The organism is Blastopirellula marina (assembly GCF_002967765.1).
GTDB lineage: Bacteria > Planctomycetota > Planctomycetia > Pirellulales > Pirellulaceae > Bremerella > Bremerella marina_A.
This window is the reverse complement of record NZ_PUHY01000005.1, coordinates 248,658-273,941: the sequence shown is the minus strand read 5'-3', so window position 1 is coordinate 273,941 and position 25,284 is coordinate 248,658. Positions and strand designations below refer to the sequence as shown.

At 53.4% G+C, this 25,284-nt stretch carries 17 protein-coding genes; 5 read left to right on the top strand and 12 right to left on the bottom strand.

Features of this window, described 5'->3' with window-relative positions; all coding sequences use genetic code 11:
- Positions 1-12 precede the first annotated feature (12 nt).
- From C5Y83_RS05250 to C5Y83_RS05220, 8 genes are all read right to left on the bottom strand, one after another.
- Positions 13-744, bottom strand: a complete 732-nt coding sequence (locus tag C5Y83_RS05250) for a cbb3-type cytochrome c oxidase N-terminal domain-containing protein (protein ID WP_105328603.1) — start codon at positions 742-744, stop codon at positions 13-15.
- Positions 741-914 (bottom strand): hypothetical protein, encoded by a 174-nt coding sequence (locus C5Y83_RS29320; RefSeq protein ID WP_158262238.1) that lies wholly within the window; start codon positions 912-914, stop codon positions 741-743. The genes C5Y83_RS05250 and C5Y83_RS29320 overlap by 4 nt, the downstream gene beginning before the upstream one ends.
- On the bottom strand, positions 911-3,235 hold the full coding sequence (ccoN, locus tag C5Y83_RS05245) for a cytochrome-c oxidase, cbb3-type subunit I (protein ID WP_105328602.1): 2,325 nt from the start codon (positions 3,233-3,235) through the stop codon (positions 911-913). The genes C5Y83_RS29320 and ccoN overlap by 4 nt, the downstream gene beginning before the upstream one ends.
- A 331-nt stretch (positions 3,236-3,566) precedes the next feature.
- A complete protein-coding gene (locus C5Y83_RS05240; protein WP_105328601.1) occupies positions 3,567-4,913 on the bottom strand; it encodes a sigma-54-dependent transcriptional regulator in 1,347 nt (448 codons plus the stop codon).
- A 16-nt stretch (positions 4,914-4,929) separates the two neighbouring features.
- Positions 4,930-5,325 (bottom strand): response regulator, encoded by a 396-nt coding sequence (locus tag C5Y83_RS05235; RefSeq protein ID WP_105328600.1) that lies wholly within the window; start codon positions 5,323-5,325, stop codon positions 4,930-4,932.
- A 9-nt stretch (positions 5,326-5,334) separates the two neighbouring features.
- Complete coding sequence (locus C5Y83_RS05230) at positions 5,335-7,386, bottom strand: protoglobin domain-containing protein (RefSeq protein WP_105328599.1); 2,052 nt, start codon at positions 7,384-7,386, stop codon at positions 5,335-5,337.
- A gap of 87 nt (positions 7,387-7,473) precedes the next feature.
- Entirely contained in the window at positions 7,474-8,769 is a 1,296-nt protein-coding gene (locus tag C5Y83_RS05225; protein ID WP_105328598.1) for a hypothetical protein, read from the bottom strand.
- Positions 8,770-8,826: 57 nt separating this feature from the next.
- Entirely contained in the window at positions 8,827-9,153 is a 327-nt protein-coding gene (locus tag C5Y83_RS05220; protein ID WP_146117640.1) for a cupin domain-containing protein, read from the bottom strand.
- Positions 9,154-9,332: 179 nt separating this feature from the next.
- Between C5Y83_RS05220 and C5Y83_RS05215 the strand changes: the two genes are divergently transcribed.
- Complete coding sequence (locus C5Y83_RS05215) at positions 9,333-9,755, top strand: Rrf2 family transcriptional regulator (RefSeq protein WP_105328596.1); 423 nt, start codon at positions 9,333-9,335, stop codon at positions 9,753-9,755.
- Positions 9,756-9,760: 5 nt separating this feature from the next.
- Here C5Y83_RS05215 and C5Y83_RS05210 read toward each other — a convergent pair whose 3' ends face one another.
- Positions 9,761-10,726, bottom strand: a complete 966-nt coding sequence (locus C5Y83_RS05210; RefSeq protein WP_158262237.1) for a helix-turn-helix domain-containing protein — start codon at positions 10,724-10,726, stop codon at positions 9,761-9,763.
- A 457-nt stretch (positions 10,727-11,183) separates the two neighbouring features.
- Here C5Y83_RS05210 and C5Y83_RS05205 point away from each other — a divergent pair, with 457 nt between their 5' ends.
- The gene (locus C5Y83_RS05205; protein ID WP_105328594.1) at positions 11,184-12,836 is read left to right on the top strand and encodes an arylsulfatase; all 1,653 of its coding nucleotides are present in this window, start codon (positions 11,184-11,186) and stop codon (positions 12,834-12,836) included.
- Positions 12,837-12,943: 107 nt separating this feature from the next.
- Positions 12,944-13,963, top strand: a complete 1,020-nt coding sequence (locus tag C5Y83_RS05200) for an HAD family hydrolase (protein ID WP_105328593.1) — start codon at positions 12,944-12,946, stop codon at positions 13,961-13,963.
- 66 nt (positions 13,964-14,029) lie between these two features.
- On the opposite strand, the gene C5Y83_RS05195 is transcribed toward C5Y83_RS05200, so the two are convergent.
- Entirely contained in the window at positions 14,030-15,466 is a 1,437-nt protein-coding gene (locus C5Y83_RS05195) for a nicotinate-nucleotide adenylyltransferase (protein ID WP_105328592.1), read from the bottom strand.
- 1,021 nt (positions 15,467-16,487) lie between these two features.
- On the opposite strand from C5Y83_RS05195, the gene katG reads away from it, so the two are divergent.
- Complete coding sequence (gene katG, locus C5Y83_RS05190; RefSeq protein WP_105328591.1) at positions 16,488-18,884, top strand: catalase/peroxidase HPI; 2,397 nt, start codon at positions 16,488-16,490, stop codon at positions 18,882-18,884.
- A 154-nt stretch (positions 18,885-19,038) separates the two neighbouring features.
- Here the strand turns inward: katG and C5Y83_RS05185 are convergent, their stop codons facing one another.
- Positions 19,039-20,997, bottom strand: coding sequence for an acyltransferase family protein (locus C5Y83_RS05185; protein ID WP_105328590.1), 1,959 nt, complete (start codon positions 20,995-20,997; stop codon positions 19,039-19,041).
- 279 nt (positions 20,998-21,276) lie between these two features.
- Here C5Y83_RS05185 and C5Y83_RS05180 point away from each other — a divergent pair, with 279 nt between their 5' ends.
- Positions 21,277-23,637, top strand: a complete 2,361-nt coding sequence (locus tag C5Y83_RS05180; protein ID WP_199194992.1) for a CehA/McbA family metallohydrolase — start codon at positions 21,277-21,279, stop codon at positions 23,635-23,637.
- A gap of 101 nt (positions 23,638-23,738) precedes the next feature.
- Here the strand turns inward: C5Y83_RS05180 and C5Y83_RS05175 are convergent, their stop codons facing one another.
- Positions 23,739-25,274, bottom strand: a complete 1,536-nt coding sequence (locus C5Y83_RS05175) for a DUF1501 domain-containing protein (RefSeq protein WP_199194991.1) — start codon at positions 25,272-25,274, stop codon at positions 23,739-23,741.
- Positions 25,275-25,284: the final 10 nt, after the last annotated feature.

The following is a 25,284-nucleotide window of genomic DNA, read 5'->3' as shown; positions in this document are numbered from 1 at the left end:
GCTTGGTTCCAATTACTTGGAAGCGTCGCCTTCTTTTGGTTCGGCTTCTGCTTTTGCCGCTTCCGCTTTGGCCGGGTTATCGCTCGGCTGAGCTTCTTCCGTCGCGGGCTCATCCGCGGAAGCATCTAAATCGGAGATGACGTTCGTTTCGCCTTTGATCGGAGCCACTCCGGTACCTGGAGGAACCGATCCATGCACCGAAAGCAGGTAAGAAGCCAACAGCACGATTTCGTTCTGATTCAGTTTGTCCTTCCAAGCGGGCATCGCGTTTCCGCCGGCACCATTGGAGATCACTTTGGGGATGTCCTCAACCTTTTTGACATTCTTCCATTTGTCGTCGGTCAGGTTTGGGCCGATCTTACCTTCGGCGTTGTTTCCGTGACACGAGACGCAATTGGTTTGGAACACCGATTTCCCGAAGGCAAGCCACTTGGGATCTTCAGCGAACTTGAGGATCGTCGCGCGATCGGGTTGCAGTTCGCCAATTTCAGCGAACTGTTTTTCCATGTTGGCGGCCAAGGCCCGATCGTAAGCGGCAACGACCGAGCGATCTGGGGTCACGCCGTTTTCGTAGTACAGCCAATAAGCGGCCGACCAAACAATCGATCCCCAGAACAGCGCCTTCCACCAACCTGGCATGGGGTTATCAAACTCACGGATGCCGTCATACGAGTGATCGGTTAACGGATCGTTAGGAATGTTGCCATCATCCACGTGAGGTTCTTGCTGGGTATTGCTGCTCATTGGTGGCTCCGTTTGCCATCAGAAAGGGGAATGTCGGCTTGCGAATCAGTTGTTGATTTGCTGGTCAACAAGGTCTTGACGGTGACTGCCATGAAGGTGCCAAAGAACAAGACCAATGCCGCCGTGGCAATCCAACCGTAAGTAGCGTGGTTAAGAAGGTCACGGATCACTTCGCTTCTCCTTCTGCTGCGGTATGGGCCACCTCGTCCGGATTGGCCGCAGTGGGTGCTTCTTCCTCAGCGGACGTTGGTGGTGTCTTAAAGAGGTCGACACCCAATCGCTGGATGTAGGCAATCAAGGCCACGACCTTCTTGTTTTCCAGCCCCTCTGGGCCGTTTTGATCGGCGATGTCTTTCGCGATCTGCTTGGCCTGCTCTTGGGCGATTTCAATCGAGTTCTCTAGCACTTCGTCCGAGTACGGAGCCCCCAGGTAATAGGCGGCTTTCACCCGATCGGGCAGCGTTTTGAGGTTAATATCTTGCGTCTCGAAGTGCGGATAAGCCGGCATGATCGAGCCAGGAATGAACTCGCTGGGATTTCGGAAGTGGAACACGTGCCAGGCACTCGACTGACGTCCCCCTTCACGAGCCAAGTCAGGCCCAATGCGGCGTGAACCCCATTGGAAAGGATGATCGTAGACGAACTCACCTGCTTTGGAGTATTCGCCGTAGCGAATCGTTTCAGCGACAATCGGACGGATCATTTGCGAGTGGCAGTTGTAACACCCTTCGGCAACGTAGATATCTCGACCAGCGATTTCCAGTGGCGTGTACGGCTGAACGGAGTCGATCGTTGGGACGTTCGAGCGGATCAGGAATGTCGGAATAATCTCGAACAGCGAAGCGGCAATCACCGCAATGGCAACCCACACGCTGAAGTACAACGGGCGACCTTCCCAGCCACGATGCCACCCTAAGCGAGTGAACACGTCTAGCTTCTTGGCAACGTCCAGTACCTGACCAAGCTTGGAATCTTCGATTTGTGGTTCGACGTAACCTTTGTTGAGCGGAGCAGCCTGGTATTCAGGAACTTCGTAAACCGCCGGGCGAGCCGCCCAGGTCCTCCAGACGTTGATCGACAGCATGGCTCCACCAGCGATGTAACACAGACCGCCCAGCACACGAATGAGATAAAACGGAGCGAGATTCTCAGTGGTTTGAATGAAGTTCGGATACATGAGCTGACCTTGGTCGTTCATAGCGAACCAGAGCAGCCCTTGATACACACCAACACCATAGATCGGGATGATGTACAGCAAGATACCGATCAGGCCGAGCCAGAAGTGCCATTCAGCGAGCTTCTTGCTGTAGAGTTCGGTTTGGAACACACGTGGCAGCAACCAATAGATCATGCCGAACGTCATGAAGCCGTTCCAACCTAGCGCACCGCTATGGACGTGAGCGATCGTCCAGTCGGTGTAGTGCGAAAGCGAGTTGACCGCTTTAACTGAAAGCATCGGGCCTTCAAAGGTCGACATGCCGTAAAAGGTGATCCCAACAACGAAGAACTTCAGCACGGGGTCTTCGGTCACCTTTCGCCATGCACCACGCAGCGTCAACAGGCCGTTAATCATGCCGCCCCAAGAAGGCATCCAAAGCATCACCGAGAAGATCATCCCCAGCGACGACGCCCACTCTGGCAAAGCGGTGTAATGCAAATGGTGAGGACCGGCCCAGATGTAGATAAACACCAGCGACCAGAAGTGGAGGATACTGAGTTTGTACGAGAAGATCGGGCGATTGGCCGCTTTCGGAAGGAAGTAATACATCAAGCCCAAAAACGGTGTCGTCAGGAAGAACGCCACCGCGTTGTGCCCGTACCACCACTGCATGAACGCGTCTTGCACGCCGGCATAAACGGAATAGCTTTTGAACAATCCCGTCGGCACGACCAGGTTATTGAAGATGTGCAGCAAGGCAACCGTAATGATCGTGGCAATGTAAAACCATATCGCGACGTAAATGTGCCGTTCGCGGCGGACGACCAAGGTCATGAAGAAGTTCACCCCGAAGAACCCAGCCCAAACCAGGGCGATCAACAGGTCAATCGGCCATTCCAGTTCCGCGTATTCGCGGCTTTGCGTGATTCCTAGTGGCAAGGTCACCGCGGCCAGCACGATGATCAACTGCCATCCCCAGAAGTGAAGTTGACTGAGGGTGTCGGACCACATCCGAGTTCTCAGAAGTCGCTGGGTCGAATAATAGATAGCCGCAAAGATCGAGTTGCCTGCGAAAGCAAAGATGGCTGCGTTCGTGTGCAGTGGCCGAAGTCGGCCGAACGAGAGGAACTCGATTCCCATTGAAAGGGAAGGGAACACCAACTCGGTGGCGACGATTAGACCGACCAAGAATGCCACCATCCCCCACACGACCGTCGCCGTAAGGAACTGACGGGTGATCTTGTCGTCGTAGGAGAAGGTTTCCAAATGGCCGGAAGATTTGGACGCCGAATTGTCCGCAGGCAAATCCTGCGTATTACCTATCACACTCATCGTGAGCTCTCGTCGGTACGTTCCCTGGAAAGTTGATCGCTTTGACTACGAGCCCCCTATTGGCAACCTGTGTGCCAGAGTCGAGGCCGCGCGATATCAAAAATGTCACACCTTCACATTCCGCGACGTGAGATACCGTCGAAACGTTGGATACACCGGCAAAACGTAGGTTTTTCCAAAGATCGTCCGCGAGTGTATCTCTGAGACCTTCGACAGATACGGCAAACCGAAGCAGGTTCCGAGAAGAATTTTTCGGATAAGAAGTTTTGAGAAACGAAGCCGTGTGCGGAAGTGTGTCAGAACCGCACGCTACCGTGCGAAAGAGCGCGCATCACAAATGGGCGATTTCGTATTTTTCCAGGAGGCGATAGAGCGTTCGGCGGCTTACGCCGAGGGCCTGAGCGGCTTTCGTTTTGTTGCCGGCATGGGCCTGATAGACCTGTTCGATATGTTGCCGTGTGAGCTGCCCCAAATCGGCTGGTTGCTCATCGGAAGTGTTCGAATCGTCCTCAGCATTGGCGACTTCTTCCGGGAAGTTATGTAGCTCTAATAGATTGCCGTCGGCTAAGATCTTGGCGCGTTCCACCGCGTTCCGAAGTTGTCGCACGTTGCCGGGCCAATCGTAGCGCGACAGGGCTTCGATCAACCCTGGTTCAAGCTTCCAATCAGGACCTGCGAAGCGTTCCACCAACAAAACCAGGTCGCCGCTTCGTTGACGTAGAGGAGGCAGCGTGATTGTGATCACGTTCAAGCGGTAGTAAAGATCTTCTCGAAACTTACCCGATTGCGAGGCGGCTGCTAAATCGAGATTCGTCGCCGCAATCAAACGAACATCCGCGCGACGTTCCTGAATGGAACCAACCCGGCGAAAGGAACCATCTTCCAGTACGCGTAGCAACTTCGCTTGCAGCGGTAACGCGAGTTCGCCGATCTCGTCGATGAACAGCGTGCCGCCATCAGCGACCTCGAATAGGCCAGGTTTAGCCGCCGTTGCGCCAGTGAAAGCGCCTTTCTCGTGACCAAACATTTCGCTCTCGAGCAGTTGTTCCGGCAGGGCGGCGCAGTTGACGGTCACCAGCGGAAAATCGGCCAACGGGCTACTGCGATGAATGGCTGCGGCAACCAGCTCTTTGCCTGTGCCACTTTCCCCTTGAATGAGCACCGCTTTGTCGGTCGGGCCGACGCGTTGGATCAAACGAAACACGTTTTGCATCGGTTCCGATTGGCCGACAATCTCATGATTTCCGGGCGATTGTTGTTGAATTAAACCCTTGAGTTGCTGATTCTGTTTCCGTAACGAATACGTTTCTGCGGCCCGCAAAATGACCGCTTCCAACTCCTTCAAACGGACGGGCTTCGTCAGGTAGTCGATCGTACCGAGCTTCATCGCTTCAACGGCAGTCTCGATCGAGCCTTCCCCGGTCAGGATCACCACCTGGCAATCGGCGTCCGCCTCTTGTAACTTCTTGACCAGTTCCAAGCCGGAAAGATCAGGGAGTTGCATGTCGAATACTGCCACTTGAAACGCGTGTTTCTCGACCAATGAAAGCGCATCGGTGGCGTTGGTGGCGGTTTGAACGCGGAACTTTTGCCGTACGAAATAGCTTCGCAGGTCTTCCAACAAATACTCGTCGTCATCGACCAGCAGCAGGTCAATGCGTTCAGGTTGCGCCTTCATAGATCCCGATATCTAACTAGTTTTCCGGCTTCTTGATCGGATCAGTTTTACCTAATTCGCAGTCAGAAAACGACTCCAGCGTCGACTGCAACTTAGCTCGATTGATCGGCTTGTTCAGATACCGTACCGGGGGTAGCGATTTGCCCTGGGTAATCCAATCAGGGCATTGATAGGCCGAAATCAAGATCGCCGGAATCGCGTTCGCTTCCCAGATCTCACGAAGCGCGTCATCACCGTTCATTTCCGGCATTTTCAGATCGGTAATGACCAGGTCTGGCGTCACTTTCTGGCAGGTCTCCAGCAGTTCCTTGCCGTTCGCGCAGACGCCTACGACCTGGTGCCCCAGGTGGGAAAGGATCTTCCCAAAGTAGTCCTGCATATCGGGTTCATCGTCGGCGACAACGACTCTCATCGGAAACCTCTACCGGGCTTCGGCTTCGATCGGGAACGTCAGGAGGAACTTCCCACCGTCTCCCGGCTGGCTGATCGGTACAATCTGTCCTCCATGGGACTCGACGATTCGTGATGCAATTGCCATGCCCAACCCGGATCCCTTGGTCTTGGTTGTGAAAAATGGCTCTAACATCCGCTTGGCGATCGCCTCTTCAAACCCTGGACCACTATCAGAGACCGTGATTTTGACTTGGGCGTCATCGTAGGGGATGATTTCGGTCCGAATGATCGCAGGGTCAGGACAAGCGGCCAGCGCATTTTCGAATAAGTTGCGGAAAACCTGTACGAGGCGGAATTGATCGGCTTGTATCAGTATTTCCTGTTCCCCAATCAACTCTAGCTCGGTTTTGCGTCCGCGACGCAGGGGTGCCGTTTGTTCCCATGCTTGACGGCAGACGTGGATCAACTCGGTCGGGCGTTTCTCCAAGATAATCGGAGCCGCGTAGTTTCGTACCTCATCAAAGAGCAGCTGAAGGTCGTCCTGAGCCTGCTGAAGCCGACCAATCAATTTCATTTCTTCCGATTCTGTCTCGAACTCGAGTTCAAGCATTTCGGTGCACGCCTGAATCCGCTGCAGCGCATTACGGCTTTCATGGGCCAAGCCGGTGATCATCTGCCCGATTGCGGCCAGCCGCTCAGCTTGCAGCTGCTGACGGCGACGTTCCTCTTGATCGGTAATGTCGTGCAGCAGCCAGATTTCGTCGATCGCCGACTTGAACTTTAATTGGGCGATGATTCGTTGCTCGCCGTCGGGACGAAGAATGCGAACTTCCGATTGGTGAATGGTCCCCTCGGCAGCGGCGGCGTCGGGTCGGGGGATCGAATCTTCGCTGACTTCCACCAACAGTTCGTTCCAATCAGACATGGTCGCCAGTTGCGTACGCGAGCGGCCGGTCATCTGCTCGACGGCCTGATTGACCTGCAAATGCCCTCCCGCTACGTAAACAGCCCCGGCTGGCAACCGTTCGATCAAGCGGCGAACCTGGTATTCGCTCTGCTGGCGTTGGCTTTCGATCCCTTTGCGATGGACCGCGTTGGCGATCAAGTTGGCCATCGAAACCAAGTAGTCATGATCCGAGGCATGAAACTGACGCCGTTTTTGGAAATGAACTCCGAGAATTCCGTAAACATCCTCTTCAATACGAACTGCGACCTGCAAACTACTGACGATCCGCTGCTCGCGATAGCGGGCCGGCGGGTTCAGATCGGTACTCAAATCATGATCTTCGATCGCCACGCAATCACGACTGGCCGTGATCCACCGGAAGTAATCATCGTGTGAGCAACGTTCAATAGGCGTACCGTCTTCAGGGATGGGCCAACCGGCGGCGGAACGCAAACAAAAGATCTGATCTGCCGCGCGGTACTCGAGGTACTCGGCAAAATCTCCCTGGAAAGTCTCCATGAGATAAGCCACCGCTTGATCGAATAACGCATCAAGCGGCGCTCCGGCGAGTGCGTCGCGACTGAGCACGGCGAGCCGCTTCTGTTGTTTCAACCGCGCATGATCGACCGGTAGTTGGTGAACCTGGTACTCTATATGGTAAGCATCGGCCATGATCGCCAAGTCGAGATCGAGCCGCTTATCGAGCGACTTCTTCAGAAAGACGAGCCGCTCAGTGGAAAGATCTTCCTGCCCACCGAGAAGCTCGTGTAAGCGCCCGCGAATCCGAGCGAATGCGGCATTGACGTAAATCTGATCGAGACCGATTTCGACGTGACGGCGCCCGATCCGACGCCGTTTCTCGAGAAAGGTGGCGTCATATTCAGCCAGAAGGGCATCGTTCAACCACAACCCCAAGCTGTGCTTCAGTCGATCGATCTGGCGTTGGCCCCCGGTGATCACACGAAATGCGGCGGCATGACGACTGATTTCGTCATAGAAATCGGTAATGATGGCATCGAAGTGAGGAGCCAACCGCATTAACAATTCGGCTGAGCAGGCTACATCTTCGCTTTGCCAATCGATATATCGCTTCAGATCCTCGAAGCGACGAACAAAGGGACGGTCAGGGGTCATGCGAGACGATCTTCAAGCAACTTAGGTTGTGGGAAGAATATTCTCCCAGCCTAACACAGCATGACCGAATCGGGCATGTCCCCAAACTTACTTTGCCTGGCCCAACGCCCAGAACTGCGGCTTGGTTTCCGCTAATATCTCGCGGATCGCCTGGCGATCTTCGGCGCTCAAATGCTGGTAGTCTTCTTCTGGATTGCTACCACTTAAGATTTCGTGCAACCGCTTGGCGATGGTGGCCTGCATTTTCTGTGGAAGCTGCTCGAACGACTCGGAGTAGACCATGTAACTGCAGGGATACTTGAACAACCGCGTCTTCAAGTCCAATTCTCGCAAAGACCTTCCTTGAGTATCGGTCGGCGCGATCGCTTGAAATTCCTCGGCGAACCGGGACGAACCTTTAACTTCGTCGGTTAGCTTTGCTTCGTCGACGAACAACATGTAACGCACCAGCTTCTCGGCAGCATTGTTGATGCGCCGCGTGGTCGAATCGCTGACGTAGTCTGCGGCACGTTCCAGGGCTTTGTTCATGATCTGATCGTGATGAGTCGCACGACGCGATTCGTGACTAGCCAGCGTGATTAAGTTTTGCATCTGCAATTGATGTTCGAGCACCATGAGGGCAACGATGTCGCTGTGCTGCGTGAGATACGTCTCGACCTTGAATCGCTTAGAGAGGTCAGTCACGTTGGCGCCATCTTCCCGGTCGATGTTTTCAGGATCGTGGCGATCGCGTGAAACGACGTTTCCCATGTGCCGCATCGCACCATGGCTCCCGGTGACGTACCAGCCACCCCAACGTTCGGAGAACGGGCTGGTTTGGTCGGTATTGAATGTGCCAGCGCCATAATGTGGCATTCCGCCTGCATTGACAAACGCCGATCGCACCAAGCCGCCTGGAACCCGCTGAGTACGTGACGAGGCATGACAAACCGTGCATTGCCCTTGATCGCGGATAAATTGAGGTTTCTCTTCCGGGTCTTGTTGTAGCGTGTAGAAGATCTCGCCACGGATGGGATCGGTGGTCATGACTTCGACTACGTCCCCGCCTTGCACCCAGCCGACGTAGGTGTGGTCGTTGTAGTAAAGGGCACGCGGCGTACGAGGGGAAATGGCTTGTAGTTGGAAGCTGGTCTTCGAATAAACCAACACCTGCGATTCCTGCGAGATCTCTAAGGCTTGGAGGACTGACTTGAGAAAGCCGTGATCTTCGTCGAAGGCGAGGTCTTCGGTTCCTTCATCCAACTTCGCCTGCAATCGAGCGATTGGATTGTCCTCGGACTTCTCGCTGTAGTTGATGGGCTCTTCGTCGTAAGGTTCTTGCCCACCCAGGTGCGAAGTTCCTGACAACATGACCAGCAAAAACGGCAACGCCCACAATCTCATGGTGACAATCTTTCGAGCAGGTGGCGGGTAGCTAGGCGGGAGTTACAAGGTGGGAAACTAGGAATCTACCACGATCGTCAATAACAGTTGGGAATCTTCGATTGCCTCCACCGCATGTGGCAAGCGATCTGGCACGTGAATCAATTGACCTGGCACGAGCACCTGCTTTCGATGCGGCAGGGTCATCGCGACTTTCCCCTGCATGCATTGAACCAGTAGTTCGCCTGGGGCGGTGTGCTCTTTTAACGACGCGCCGGCCGCCAAAGCAACGCGAATCACTCGCAGACGACTCGATTTCAATAGCACATCAAGTTGCGACGAAGCACAACGCTGGTCGAAATCGCCAACGGTGATTACTTCGCAAGCAGAGGGACTTAACTTCATTCCAGTTGACCCCACGAAGGAGGTTTCTCGAAGGCCAGCGTCACCTCGCCCCGGCAGCAACTTGCTGCGCACGAAGGGATGAGGTAAAGTTGATTCGTACACCTAAAGGTACACATTTAAACGTGCAGGTCAATGTATACATTTCTGGTTTGCGGTAACTGCGGTCGGAAGGACTCGAAATGATCTCAAAAACGGCCGAATATGCGCTCCGCGCGGTTGCCGCCATGGCTGCCCAGAAAGGGCTGCCGGCATCGGCCAATTTTCTTTCCGAGAAGACGAAAGTACCTCGGCGTTACCTCAATCGCGTGTTGCAAGACTTGGCAGCCGCCTCACTCGTGCGATCACGTCCCGGACCTGGCGGAGGCTACGAACTGGCTGGCTCGCTTGATGCGATCACGATTCTAGATGTCATCAACGCGGTCTCGCCTCTGCAACGAATTCGCGAATGTCCGCTAGGGCTGCTGACCCACACCGAACTTTGCCCACTGCATGCCGAGCTCGATAAATCGTATGCGGCCGCGGAAGCCGCGTTTCGCGGGGTAACGATGCGCCAATTGTTGGACTCGACTAGTCCGATTGTTCCTCTGTGCGACGTTTCGTAAGCAGGTCACATCTTAACGAATCGCGGCGTCGTCTCGCTTGGTTTCTCGCCGAACAGTTCCTCGTAACGTGCGGCGAAGCGCCCTTGATGTCGGATGCCCCATTTCTGAGCGATCGTCCGGACTTTGGCATACTTGTTCTCAGGCCGAAGAAGTTCGCCCCGGATCAGGTTGAGCCGGACGATCCCGAGTAACTGTTTTGGCGTCAATCCATAGATCTCGCCACAGTGACGTTGCAGGCTACGTTCTTCCGTTCCCGTAAACCGGACCAAGTCCTCGAGCCGAACGTCTTCCGTAATGTGGTGGATCAGGTAATGCTCGACCGCTTCCATTAATTGTTTTTTTCGCCGGGTTTGCATATCGAGCGAAGGCCGGTCGGGTGTTGCATGGGAAAGGGCTGCGACCAATGTCGTAACAAGACGTCGTTCCCATCGGTCAGCGGTCAAGTTCATCTGCTCGAGCGGTAGATCACGTTGGCTAACAATTAGCGCCTCGATTTCTGCTCGTAGTTGCATGGCGGCCCAGCGTGGCACCACAACATTTTGAAAGCCATGCTGCGGATATGGGATTTCGCGTCCGGTGAGCTCTATTGCCTGAACTTGCAACCAATCGCGTGCTACTTGCAATGCAACCCAGGGCGAGTCTGGCACGGTTCGATAATCGACGGCCGCATTTTCAGCATAGAGCTGGAAGTCGTCAAAATAGGTATCCCGTCCGTTCACCCAAGCGGATTGCTCGGCCGTAAACGTCATGCCAACCATGACCCATTGGGAAGACGCCGATCCGCGCGCGAAGCAAGGTAGTGTGTAACATCCCTTATCGATGCGCAAGTTTGGCAGAGCGATTCGTGAGAGACTACCAGAAAACTGACCACCCCGCAGCAAACGTTGATCGAAGCCGGTATTGGCAACCACATCAATCAAAACTTCCGGATCGAAAGAATGTATCGAACGCTCCTGACACAAAATCTTCATGCGCAATTCTTGTCGGAAAATGGACATCCAGTTGCCATCGGTTAGCAACAGTATACAACTTACGGTGCCTGGACCGCTAACCCTTAGTGGCTACCTTGCGATCCGTTCGCGCCTGACGATTCACGGAACGTTGTTGCTCATTAGCATTCTTATCTCGACCCAAGAATCCCTATGCAATCGGAACATTGTATAGGGTGAATGGCTATTGGCGAGATGATCATACTATGATCACTCATGCACGAGTCGATTGCCGAAAAACACGCTCGTTCTTCAACAGGATTCGGCGGCCAGCACCTAGGATTGTGCTGAGGGAAGATCAAGGTAGAGGCCCTTAAAGAGCACCTTTCGTCTTACACGCTATGTATGGTGATTTTTGCGTGTTTCCAAGGACAGAAGCGATGGCTCTTGAGGAAATCGGACCAGAGTTTTTCGCAACATCCATGTTAGGGAGCCAACCATGAGAATCTCCGCGTGGCGTTATCTTTGCATGCTGCTTATCGCAGCGACGGCAATCGCCAGTACAGCCACAACCACGTACGGCCAAGCCAAGAAGCCGAACATCTTATTCATTGTATCGGACGATACTGGTTACGGTGACTTGGGACCTTACGGGGGTGGCGTGGGCCGCGGCATGCCCACACCGAACATCGATCGTATGGCGGCGGAAGGGATGACCTTCTTTTCGTTTTACGCGCAACCAAGCTGCACGCCTGGCCGCGCTGCGATGCAAACCGGACGCATTCCCAATCGCAGTGGGATGACGACGGTTGCCTTCCAAGGGCAGGGGGGCGGACTACCGGCCGCTGAATGGACGCTTGCTTCCGTATTGAAACAAGCAGGCTACAAAACGTACTTCACCGGCAAGTGGCACTTGGGTGAAGCGGACTACGCACTGCCCAACGCGCAAGGTTACGACGTGATGGAGCACTGCTTCCTGTATCACTGCAACGCGTACACGTACGGTGATCCGACTTGGTTCCCCGATATGGATCCGAAGCTGCGTGAGATGTTCGACAAAGTGACCAAAGGCTCGCTATCTGGTAAGGCCGGCGAACCTGCCAAGCAAGATTGGAAAGTCAACGGCCAGTATGTCGACACGCCCGAGAAAGGGGTCGTGGGGATTCCTTTCATGGATAAGTATGTCGAAAAGTCGGGCATCGAGTTCCTGGAAGACGCCGCGAAGACGCCCAATCAGCCGTTCTTCATCAACATCAACTTTATGAAGGTTCACCAGCCGAACCTGCCAGCTCCGGAATACGAGCACAAGTCGCTCTCGAAGTCGAAGTATGCGGACTCGGTATTCGAGCTCGACTCCCGTATCGGCAACATCATGAACAAGCTACGTGAACTGAAGCTTGATCAGAATACGCTTGTGTTTTACACGACCGATAATGGTGCCTGGCAAGATGTTTACCCCGATGCTGGCTACACGCCATTCCGCGGCACCAAGGGTACCGTGCGTGAAGGTGGTAACCGTGTTCCGGCGATCGCAATATGGCCTGGCAAGATCAAAGAAGGGGTCAAAAACCACGACATCGTCGGTGGTTTGGACTTGATGGCCACCTTCGCCGCTGCGGCTGGTTTGAAGCTGCCAGAGAAGGATCGCGAAGGGGAACCGATCGTATTCGATAGTTACGATATGACCCCAGTCCTGACCGGCGAAGGCAAATCGGAACGCACTTCGTGGTTCTACTTCACCGAAAACGAACTGACGCCTGGTGCAGCTCGTGTCGGCAATTACAAGGCGGTCTTCAACCTTCGTGGTGACGATGGCGCACCAACCGGCGGTTTGGCAGTCGACACGAATCTGGGCTGGAAAGGGGCGGACAAGTACGTCGCAACCGTTCCTCAAGTTTTCGATTTGTGGGCAGACCCGCAAGAACGTTACGATATCTTCATGAACAACTTCACGGAACGTACCTGGACGATGGTAACGATTAACGAATCGATCCAGAAGTTGATGAAGACGTATGTTAAATACCCGCCACGTAAGCTACAGAGTGAAACGTACACTGGGCCTATTACCCTTTCCGATTACCAACGGTTCAAGTATGTCCGAGAAGCGTTGGAAAAGAACGGCGTTACGATTCCATTACCAACGGGTAACTAACACTTGAACTGCTAAACGACGAAAAATGCGAGTCATCATCAGGTGGCTCGCATTTTTCTATTCGAATACTTAATTGATCAAACGATACGAGTCACGAGGTACCGACCATGCAGCGTCCCAATCGATTGTCACTTTGGCTATTCAGTCTTACTCTGGTTGCTCTTATTTCGGTGCCAATACGTGCGGCCGAGCCACTCGCTTCGTGGAACGATTCCGCTGCGAAAGAAGCCATTATCGAATTCGTAAAGACGGTGACCGACAAAGATTCGAGCGGTTACGTCGCTCCGGAAGATCGGATTGCCACGTTCGACAATGATGGGACCTTGTGGACCGAACACCCGATGTACACCCAGATGGCGTTCGCCTTCGATCGCGTGCGTACATTGGCCCCACAGCACCCGGAGTGGAAAACGCAGCAACCGTTCAAAGCAGTTCTTGAAAACGACCTTAAGGCCGTCGCCGCATCGGGAAAGAAAGGCCTGGTCGAGTTGATCGTGGCGACACACACGGGGATCACCACCGAAGAGTTTGAGGCAATCGTGACCGATTGGTTTAAGACGGCTCGTCACCCCCGCTTCAAACGCCCATATACCGAATGCAATTATCTTCCAATGTTGGAACTTCTGCAGTACCTGCGGGCGAATGAATTCAAAACATTCATCGTCTCGGGCGGGGGCATCGAGTTCATGCGTCCGATGACGATGGAGGTTTACGGTATTCCCGCTGAACAGGTCGTCGGTACCACCATCGCAACAAAATTCGAAATGAAAGATGGCAAGCCAATCCTAATGCGTTTGCCGGAAATTAACTTTGTCGACGACAAAGCTGGCAAGCCAGTCGGAATCAACCAATTTATTGGCAAACGTCCGATTGCATCGTTCGGTAACTCAGCCGGCGACCGCGAGATGCTACAGTGGTGCTCTGCTGGTACCGGCCCTAGTTTGAAGATGTTGGTCTTCCACGACGATGCCAAGCGAGAATACGCGTATGGCCCAGCAAACGGTCTGCCAGACTCCCCCTTCGGCACCTTTCCTCAAGACTTAATGGACGAAGCCAAAGAAAGCGGGTGGGTAGTGATCAGCATGAAGAACGATTGGAAGACGATCTTTGCGCCGGAGAAAGAATAACGAATCACTCTGTTTTCGTATTCCCTCTCCACGGTCTACTGGGGAGAGGGAAGTAGCCTGGGTCACCTACCGGGAGCGGCACTGGTCTTCTTCGCATTGGTAGTCGAAGAACTTTCGTTTTTTGATCACGGCGGCGACCGTATCGGGAACCATGTTTTCCCACGATGGATCACATTCGCCAATCTTTCGCAAGACGTCGCGCGAGAAAATCGACAAGCATTCGGGATCATAGTTGTCCAGGTCGCTGATCCCGCCACGTTCCATCAAGTAGCCGTAGAGTTGTTTAAGCTCAGGCTTGATTTCCAGGTTCTCGCAAGTCGTTAGTTCGCCCGTCTCGCGATTCTTCAGCGGGTAGCAGTAGATCTTCAAGTCGTTCTTAAACAATCGTCCAAACGATTCTAGAATGCCGCCGTCAAGTTGAGTGTAATACTTCTCGTCGAACAACTGGACCAAGCTTGCGGCCCCCATCGTGATAGCGATCTTCTCTTTGGTGTAACGCGCTAGATAGGCTGCTAAGCGGTAATACTCGAAATAGTCGGAAATCAACACATTCATACCGCAAGCCGCCATTACGTCAGCGCGGGCCAGGAAGTCGCGGCGATCGATTTCGCCCTCGGCCTTCAGATTCCGCATGGTGATTTCCATGATCTGAGCGACGTTCTTCCCCTTAACCTCGGGAAGTTCCGAAAACTTCTCGTTGGCACTCCGTAACATATCGACATTGACGTTACAGACTGGACGGAAACTACCACGTTCGACCAAGATCGGTTTGCGGTAGAGGAATTCCGATGGCTGCAATACTTCGCCATTGGCTGCGAACATAGCCGCGCCGCTGAGTCCGAGTTCGACCAGCTTCAAACTCATCAGGCGGTTATCGACACGGCGGAACGCAATGCCTGAGAATTCGATCATGTCGATTTCGATGCGCGAGGTCGACAGACCGTCGAGCAGCGAATCGACCAGCATTTCTGGTTCGTGATGATAAGCAAACGCACCATAAACTAGATTCACACCGACAATTCCAAGTGCTTCCTGCTGCAGGGCCATCTCGTTATCAAGCATGCGAACGTGCAGAATGATCTGGCTATCTTCGTCGCGCGGGTGAGCTTGAAACTTGATACCCATCCAACCATGGCAATCGCTGCCGCCGCGGTATCCACGGGCAGCCACGGTATCGGCGAAGGCGAAGAAAGTGCTCGTTTCGCCGCGAGCTTCGGTCAAACGTTCGATGTTCAGCGCGTGCTCTTGATCGAGCATCGCTTGCAAGCGTTCGCGGCAAACGTAACGAGCGGCTCGCCCATAAATGGCATCGCTCACTTGCATATCGTAAGCCGACATACTCTTGGCGATGGTGCCAGCAGCTCCGCCAACGCGGAAAAACCACCGGACGACTTCCTGACCAGCACCAATTTCCGCGAAGGTTCCGTAGCGTCGGTTATCTAAGTTAACGCTGAGAGCCTTCTGATGGGTATCGAGAGTCTTACCAGTTGTGTTTTCGAGCATGGGACCTTGCTAGCGGTAGAGTATTCAATGGAAATGGAAAGGATAACGCCAACAACCGCGGCCAGATTTGCTGTACTGGGCAATCGATCCGTCGGCAAGCTTTCCATTTGTCTCAATCGACAACTCTTCCAGCCTGCTTTAGGTCGTATCGCCAACGAAACTTCCGCAACCTGACTGCAATCAGCGTTAACATAGCACTTCGGCGAGGTCGTGTCACAACCGCCATAATGGAAGCTAGGTCAGAGATAACGACCTGAAACGCAAGTTCGCGGCTTCTGTTTTCACGTCTATCTTGCCAAACTTGGCCTGATCATAGTGTTGAACTTGGTGGTTGTTCTCATGCATCTTGGTTACCTGCGGAGAATTCCCCACCGCAACCCGCATGGTAAGTGCACGATTCCAACCAGTTGCCTCATGGCAACCATGCAGTCAGCTATCACGATCTTTGCGGGTTCTCCGGAAACGGTACAGTAGGAGTGTCCGATCTTAGTTTTCCCGCTATCTTGCTCGAGCCGGAAGTTTCTGAGATTTAACATTGAAACGTGCTCAATCATCCTTGTTCCCCATAGTTCTCCTGCGAATTTGCTCAGCCATCTCAACTTACCCTGAGCTTGGCAGGCTCGACTCGGATTCAATTTATTCTTGGCAAACGCAAAAGCTTAGACTGCTTAACACGAGGAGGGTGGATAATCGCGAAGACGAGATGCTTACCTTCCTTTAGGTGAGGCAACTTACGCAGTCTGCGTCAAATCATCAGATCGCGGCAATAGATTTCTTCGACAACCTAGACACTTCTGCCCACTTCAAGCTTGGCAAATCCTCCGCCGATAACTCCCGATTCAGCCCGACAACGATCAATTCTCCGCCCATGTTCTCTCGTCGTGGAACCATGCGTTTTATGCATAGTAAGCATAAGCAGAATGCATTGGATGTATCACGTAGCAAGGTCCATAATTTCAAGTGTTGAGCCGTCGGTCAGGAACACCGATGTCGTAAGTCCACCTCACTGCTTGGAGAGATCATGCCTAAAATTACTCATTTCAAACGCGCCGTAGCGAGTTGTGCGATGCTCTGCTTCGCCTCAACCGCCTTCGGTGACGACGCGCGTCTCGCTCCTTCCCACGGTGCCGATGCACCAGCGGGAAGTAAGTGTCCAGTTACTGGTGCCATCAACTTCTTTACAGCCGCCGCTGCCGCAGCAAACACCTCTGGCGATAAGAGCCCAGAAGCAGCGATGGATCACAGCATGCGAGGCACAACCAACCGCGATTGGTGGCCGAACCAGCTGGATCTTGGGATTCTTCGCCAGAATGCTCCGATGAGCAACCCAATGGGCGAAAAGTTCGACTACGCCGAAGAATTTAACAAGCTCGATTTGGAAGCCGTCAAAAAGGACATCAAGGCTTTAATGACGGATTCGCAAGAATGGTGGCCAGCCGATTATGGGCACTATGGTCCGCTGTTCATTCGCATGGCTTGGCACAGCGCTGGGACCTACCGCGTGACCGATGGCCGCGGTGGTGCGTCCGACGGCACGCAAAGATTCGCTCCGCTCAACAGCTGGCCTGACAACGCGAACCTTGATAAAGCACGTCGTTTGCTGTGGCCTATCAAGCAGAAGTATGGCAAGAAGATCTCGTGGGCCGACTTGATGGTGTTGACCGGCAACTGCGCTTTGGAGTCGATGGGCTTCGAGACCTTTGGCTTTGCGGGTGGTCGGGAAGACGTCTGGGAACCTCAACAAGACATCTATTGGGGTCCAGAAAACGAGTGGCTCGGCGGCAAGCGTTATGAAGTCGAGAACGGTGATCTTGAAAACCCACTCGGTGCCACGCAAATGGGTTTGATCTACGTCAACCCAGAAGGACCTAAGGGGGAACCCAATCCGATGGAAGCCGCCAAGGCCATCCGAGAAACATTCGGCCGTATGGCAATGAACGATGAAGAGACCGTCGCGCTGATCGCTGGGGGACATACGTTTGGCAAGGCTCACGGTGCCGCACCTCCAGCCAACCACGTTGGACCAGAACCAGAAGCAGCCAGCATCGAGATGATGGGGCTGGGTTGGAAAAACAACCTCGGCAGTGGTAATGGTGACGATACGATCACCAGTGGATTGGAAGGTGCCTGGACGACCACGCCTGCTCAATGGTCGCACGAGTACTTTGACAACCTGTATGGATTCGACTGGGAAGTAACCAAAGGTCCAGGTGGTGCTAATCAGTGGAAGCCGAAAAACAAGGCAGGCGAAGGTACTGTGCCGGATGCACACGATCCGAACAAGTCGCACGCTCCGATGATGTTCACGACCGACATCGCGTTGAAGACCGACCCAGCATATGCCAAGATCTCGAAGCGATTCCACGAGCATCCAGAAGAATTCGAGAAGGCTTTCGCCAAGGCTTGGTACAAGCTAACGCACCGTGATATGGGTCCTCATTCCCGCTGCCTCGGCCCGGAAGTGCCAGAACCACAAATCTGGCAAGATCCTGTCCCAGTGGCCGACTACGATATGATCGATGACAAGGATATCGACGCACTTAAGAGCAAGATCTTGGCAGCTGACATCTCGGTCTCGGACTTGGTCTCCACCGCTTGGGCTTCGGCTGCCAGTTTCCGTGCCTCTGATAATCGGGGTGGTGCCAACGGTGCCCGTATTCGCCTGGCTCCCCAGAAGGATTGGGAAGCGAATGATCCTGAAATCGCCGCTGCCGTCGTCTCGAAGCTGGAGAACATCCAGAAGGAATTCAACGAGGCTCAAACTGGCAACAAGCAGGTTTCCGTGGCGGACTTGATTGTCCTGGGTGGCTGTGCCGCCGTCGAAAAAGCGGCCAAGGACGCCGGCCACGACGTCTCTGTTCCGTTCAGCCCTGGCCGGACCGATGCGACCGACGAAATGACCGATGTCGAATCGTTCGCTCCGCTGGAACCAACCGCAGATGGTTTCCGGAACTACCTGGCATCAGGCCATCGCCAACCAGCGGAAAAACTGTTGGTCGACAAGGCGAACCTCCTGAACTTGACCGCTCCAGAAATGACCGTCTTGGTGGGTGGACTCCGCGTTCTCAACGCCAACACTGGCGATTCGCCACACGGGGTTTTAACCGATTCGCCAGAAACCCTGACCAATGATTTCTTTGTGAACATTTTGGATATGGGTACCACTTGGTCGAAGTCGGCGGACGACGAAAACATCTACGTCGCCAAAGATCGTAAGACAGGCGAATCGAAGTGGACCGGTACGCGGGTCGATTTGATCTTTGGCTCGAACTCCGAACTGCGTGCTTTGTCAGAAGTTTACGGTAGCGAAGATGCGAAAGAGAAGTTCGTTCACGATTTTGTGGCGGCCTGGAATAAGGTGATGAACCTCGACCGGTTCGACCTCGATCCGGCGGACAAACCCGGTGATTTGCTGTAAGTGACAACCATTTTGGTTCCCTCGCCCGCGGTGCGAGGGAACTTTTGATTTCCAAGCAACACGCGTCGCACCCGATCTCTCCCCCTCGATCTGGTTCGGCGCGTGTTTATTCGATCAAACCTTATTATCGATTGTCATATGCCAAGATGGTTCACTAATTTCGTGAAACATTGTGGGCCTTGTCATCAAAGTGTGAAGAGAAAAACAGTTCGAGTGTAGGTCTTAAGAACACCTCAGCGCCATCTCGTGAAGGATGCCCAGAATCGGAATAGTATGGGCTGATATTTTTACCAATGATACTCAGACCTGTTTCTTGATCGAAACATGAAGCTTCGGCATTCAACAATACTATTCGATTTCCGAAGCTTTCAAAAAACTGCCGAGACCGTTCCTGAAACACACGGTGCTCGGTTATGGATACGCCATGAAACATTCCGTCATGACCGCCCATCTGCATTCGAGCGATCTGCTTGGGAACGTGTTCTGCTTGATATGGGGGCTGCATCAATACCGCGATTTTGATTCCCGATTTCTCTGCTTCTGCGACCGTCTTTTCAAAGCCTCTTTTGAACGCATCAAACGAACTGCCTCCATATTGATCACGCAATTTTGACATACCATCGACATGTATGTCCCAAGCCGCGAACATGATAAGCCAGTGAACGCCTTCTTTCCGGCTTTGCTCTACAACATATCGATTAAACGAGTTCGCCTTTTCAAAGTTTTCTGTTCCCGTCCATGTGTCAAGTAACGGAGGTACACCACCCAGGCCCGCATCGAGCCCCTTTATGTGATACTTTAATGCGAGCTCATGAATCGTACCCGATACACATTTTGCATAGCTGTCGCCCCATAACGTGAAACGAGGTTTTCCAACTGCCCTACGATCACCAATCACAGGCAAAGTCCATCCTTCACTGATGTTGCCCTTTGCTCCATACTCATGTCCCGCGTAAGGAGTCTCAACGATAGCAAGAAACTCCTCACTGAAACGAGAGCGGATGCCTGACATTTGAATAACAATTCCCAAGGCAACGTTGATGACGAGCATTGTGATAGTCGCTGCGACCACCTTTCGAGGCAATAGAAAGTACTCCTTATTCCTAATCGGAGTCTCAATAAATCGCCATGAGAGAATTGACAAGGCGAATGTTGTAAGCAGCGCCAATATCGAAGAGATGATAGAAAGGTCCTGTCCGTGGTAATAACGCAAATAGCTCAGAATCGGCCAGTGCCATAGGTAAAGCGAATAGCTTATGAGACCAACAAACACCACAGACTTTCTGGCGAGCAATGTCGAAACGCTGGAAAATTCGAGACTATTCAGATAAATCAGCAGCGAGGTAGCCAGGCAAGGAGCTAATGCATTCATTCCAGGGAACGGTGTAGTGGGTGTGTAGAACCATCCTGCCCCCAGCATCACACACAAAGCAACCCAACTAACTGCTTCTCTCATCAATGACGGGACTCGTGTCGGCTTGGGCAAAAGACAGACAATTCCACCAATCATCAACTCCCACGCCCGAGTTGGCAGTAAAAAATACGAAGCTGAGGGGTGATACCGAACACCGTATTCACTCATGGCCAAAGAAGCCAATATTGCCAGCAGTAATCCATAGAATACAACTTGCGGTCGAAACCGCGTCAATAGCAAGAGCAAGAATGGATATATGACGTAGAACTGTTCCTCCACCGCTAGCGACCATGTGTGCAATAGCGGCTTCAAGTCGGCAGCACCGTCGAAATAACCCGTGTTCTGCCAGAAGTAAAAATTAGAAAGCATTAGTTGCTGTGCAACAACGGACTTGCCGAAATCTGCGTAGTCGCCAGGCAATAAAAGAAAATAGCCTGCGACAAAAGTGCCAATTACGACTACAGTCGCAGCTGGAATAATCCTGCGAATCCGACGCAACCAAAAACTGGTGAGTGTAAACTTCCCCGCTTCAAGCTCCTTTAGAATTAATCCTGTGATCAAGAATCCCGAGATAACAAAGAACACATCTACTCCTATGTAACCTCCCGTGAAGCCAAGATCGGCGTGAAATAGCAACACGAGGATAACTGCAACGGCACGCAAACCATCGATGTCGGCTCGGTATTTAAAATCAATCATAAGTGGATATTTGGCTGATCGAGGTGAAACATGGCATCCGAAACTAACTATCTTAATTACGCTATCACGCCTTATCTGATGAATATCGACCCTAACGCCAGATTCTAGCAGAAGGGCGAGATTTCCGTTTGAGTCAATTCGTGATGAACGCGTTGTAGCACGCTTGGCAAGTCTCACGTCTTAACCGAGCCGAAAATACTGGCTTCCCTCGATTGCGTGCGATACGATGACGGTTCCGCTCGAATCCTCACCTCTTCTCGCCTTTCAGGAGATCGCCGAATGTCTTCTCAGGCTCCTTTCGTATCGCTGGTGATTGTTTTCTTCTCGATGGGCTCGCTATCCGCAGCCGAGCCGTTTCACCCGATCAATAACGTTGCTCAGCAACCGCTTTCCGCCGCGACTGGCAGACTGGTCGAAGCATTGCAGTTTGCTGGGGCGCCGCTCTCGGCAGAAGAGAAGGAAAAGCTAAGTGCCGCTTCAGTTTCGGAGAACGAGCGTGAAGCGGCCATCGCCATTCAGGAGGTGTTGGATCCTTACTGCGTGGCGTTTGTCCACATCAATGCAGAAAGTCGGGTCGAGGCAGAACCTGGCCCAGCCAAGCCAGAACTGATGCAAAACGGCTGGCGTACCTTCCTAATTAAAGTCCACAACGAAGCCGGCATTAACCCGCAACTTGTCGTTCAAAGCCCGCAAGCGGCGCCGCTTTATATGCGTGGTAAAGGAGCTCGCGAACGACCAAGCACGGACCAGAAACTTGTCACGCCCGCAGAGGCAAAGCAACGATTTCTCGATATTCAGATGTTTCGCCGCCAGCCGTTGCGACCAACTCTTTCGGGGCTGGAGCTCGAATATCGCATCATTCAGCTATACAGCCGCGATGCAGGCAAGCGTGAGGCGACGCTCGGCTTTCATGTGGGACAGGGGACGCAAGACCTCGGCTTTCGGAGCGAAGTCCCCCTGCTGTTTGATTGCCAGAAATCGATCGAGGTGGTTCTCGATGTGAAGGATGAAGATGGCAGCGGCACGATGGCCGCTTTTACCTTCAAAGACAAACTCGGCCGCGTCTATCCCAACCCGGCCAGGCGACTTGCCCCCGACTTTTTCTTTCATGATCAAGTTTACCGATCCGATGGCGAAACAATCTTATTACCAGCCGGACATTACCACGTGCAAATCAGCCGTGGTCCAGAATACCGCTTACTGGAAAAGCAACTGGTTGTCGAACCAGAACCGACCGAGCAACATTTCGATGTGCAACTAGAACGCTGGATTCATCCTGCTAAACGAAACTGGTTCTCAGGAGATCATCACGTTCATGCGGCTGGCTGTGCGCATTACGACTCCCCAACTGAAGGCGTTGGTCCCGAGGATATGATGCGGCACATTCTGGGCGAAGATTTGAACGTCGGCTGCGTGCTGAGCTGGGGGCCTTGCTGGTACGCTCAGAAAAAGTTTTTTGAAGGGGACGTCTCGAAGCTTTCGAAAGATGATTACCTGATGCGATACGACGTCGAGGTAAGTGGCTTTCCTTCTTCCCATGCCGGCCACTTGTGCCTGTTGCGATTGACCGAAGATGACTACCCTGATACCACCCTGATTCAAGAGTGGCCAAGTTGGACGCTTCCTGTCCTCAAGTGGGGCCAATCGCAGGGAGGGATCGTTGGCTACAGTCACAGTGGCTGGGGGCTGGCTTTGCCCGACTACGCCGACAATGGGCAACGCGTTCCGACCGGGCGAGGTCGCTCGGCGGATAAGCTGCCCGACTACGCGATGCCACCGTTTAACGGGATTGGGGCGAACGAGTTTATCGTGACCGTGGCTCACGAGGCTTCCGACTTTATCTCCGCGGTCGATACGCCATCGATCTGGGAACTGAACATCTGGTATCATACCCTTAATTGCGGCTATCGGGCTCGCATCTCCGGCGAGACCGATTTCCCCTGTATTTACGGTGAACGCGTGGGCCTTGGTCGTATCTATGTAAAGCTTGATGAAGACCAACCGCTCGACTTCGATGCCTGGGTTCAAGGAGTGAAAACGGGGCGAAGTTACTGTGGTGACGGAAAAAGTCATTTGATCGATTTCCGCGTGGGCGATGTTGCGGTGGGGGAACCTGGCTCTGAAGGAAAGATCAGCCAGCTTAACCTGGCCGCGCCAACCACCGTGAAGGTAACTTGTGATGTGGCTGCTCTCCTGGAAGAATCGCCGCGTGAAGATATCCGCCGTAAGCGCCTCGACGAGAAACCGTACTGGCATGTCGAACGAAGCCGTATCGGCAACACGAGGAAGGTTCCTGTCGAGCTGGTTGTTAACGGCCAGGTCGCCGCCACCAAGGAAGTGATTGCCGACGGTCACCAGGAAACGGTCACCTTTGATGTGCCTATCGAAAGATCAAGCTGGGTTGCCCTCCGAATTTTACCTTCCTGCCACACGAATCCGGTATTTGTCGAAGTGGCCGGTCAACCGATCCGTGCCAGTCGGAAGAGTGCCCAATGGTGCCGCGACGCCGTCGACGTTTGCTGGAATGCGAAGAAGGGCGGAATCCGTAAAGAAGAAAAGGAAGCCGCGAAAGCCGCTTACGACGAGGCCCGCCAGGCCTATGAGACGATCCTTACCGAATCGTTTGACGACACGAAATAATATGCGTATCGTCGGCCGGAACTCGGTGGTTGAGAGATTAGCAGTTATGCGAATGACTGATCTGAGAACAGACCCCGCACTTGGTTCAATCTAGCTATCGGTTAAGTCGCCAGGATGTCACGGATCACGTGCCCATGCACGTCGGTGAGTCGGCGTTCTAGCCCATTGTAGTAATAGGTCAAGCGTTCGTGATCGAGCCCTAACAGGTGCAAGATTGTGGCGTGGAAGTCATACACTTCGATCGCGTTTTCGGCCGCTTTGTATCCGAAGTCATCGGTGGCGCCATAGGTGAAAGGCGCTTTCACACCTGCACCGGCCAACCAACAGGTAAACCCTTCTGGATTGTGATCGCGACCGCTGGCACCTTTTTGGAAAGTTGGCATGCGACCGAACTCGGTACACCAGACCACCAGGGTATCTTCCAAGAGTCCACGTTGTTTTAGGTCCTTAATTAGGGCAGCGGTCGGCTGGTCGAGGACCGGACCGTGCTTGCTGTACTGAGCTTTAAGCGATTTGTGCCCGTCCCAATTGCTGACCCCTTCGCCACCAGTTTGGTAAGCGCCGTTAAATAGTTGGACGAAACGCACGCCTTGTTCAATCAATCGCCGAGCCAAAATGCAGTTGCGAGCGTAAGCGGCCTTTAAAGAGTTTTCCGTATCGTCCGCCCCGTACATTTTCAGTATGGCAGGCGTTTCGGTTGAGATGTCGCTTACCTCGGGAACCGTCATCTGCATCCTGGCCGCCAACTCATAACTAGAGATCCGCGCGGCCAGTTCGGTGTCGCCCGGGAACTGTTCAAGATGCCGAGCATTCAATTGATTCAAGAACTCACGCGTTGCTGCATCACTCTTGGGATTGATGGATGCTGGTCGCTGTAAGTTGCGAATTGGCTGATTGGCGTTGAAATCGGTTCCTTGAAACGCTGCCGGAAGAAAGCCCGGTCCCCAGTTGTTGACCGAGGCTTGAGGAGTCCCGCGTGGATCGGGAATCGCTACGTAAGCTGGTAGATTCTGGTTCTCGCTTCCCAGGGCGTAAGTGGCCCAGGCTCCCATGCTGGGAAATCCGTCGAGCGTGAATCCGGTCGACATGAAGTTTTCGCCAGGACCGTGGGTGTTCGTCTTACCGGTGATCGAATGCAAAAAGCAGATATCATCCGCCAAGTCGCCCAAATGGGGCACCAGATCCGAGATCATTTTGCCAGACTGCCCACGCGGGCGAAACTTCCAGGGGCTTTTCGTGAGATTACCTTGCTCGCCCTGGAACGTAACCAGTTTGTCGGCACCCGGCATCGGTTGACCATGTCGCCTGATCAGTTCTGGCTTGTAATCAAACGTATCGACATGACTGCATGCTCCCGAGCAGAAGATCACCAGCACGTTCTTCGCGGCGGCAGGGAAGTGCGAACCCCGTGGGGAAAACGGCTTTCCGGCATCGATATTCGGACGAATCGGCGACTTCCCGCTGATCGCACGACTAGCTTCGCTATTATCCCCGAGCAGCTTCTCTTGAGCCAAGATCGCCGACAACGCAATACTTCCCAGGCCTGTCGCACTCTGGCCTAGGAACTTGCGACGATCGAGCATGTGGAGTCCTTGAGGCACACTCGACCGAGCTTCATGTTTGGTAGGATTTGACATCTTAAGTCTC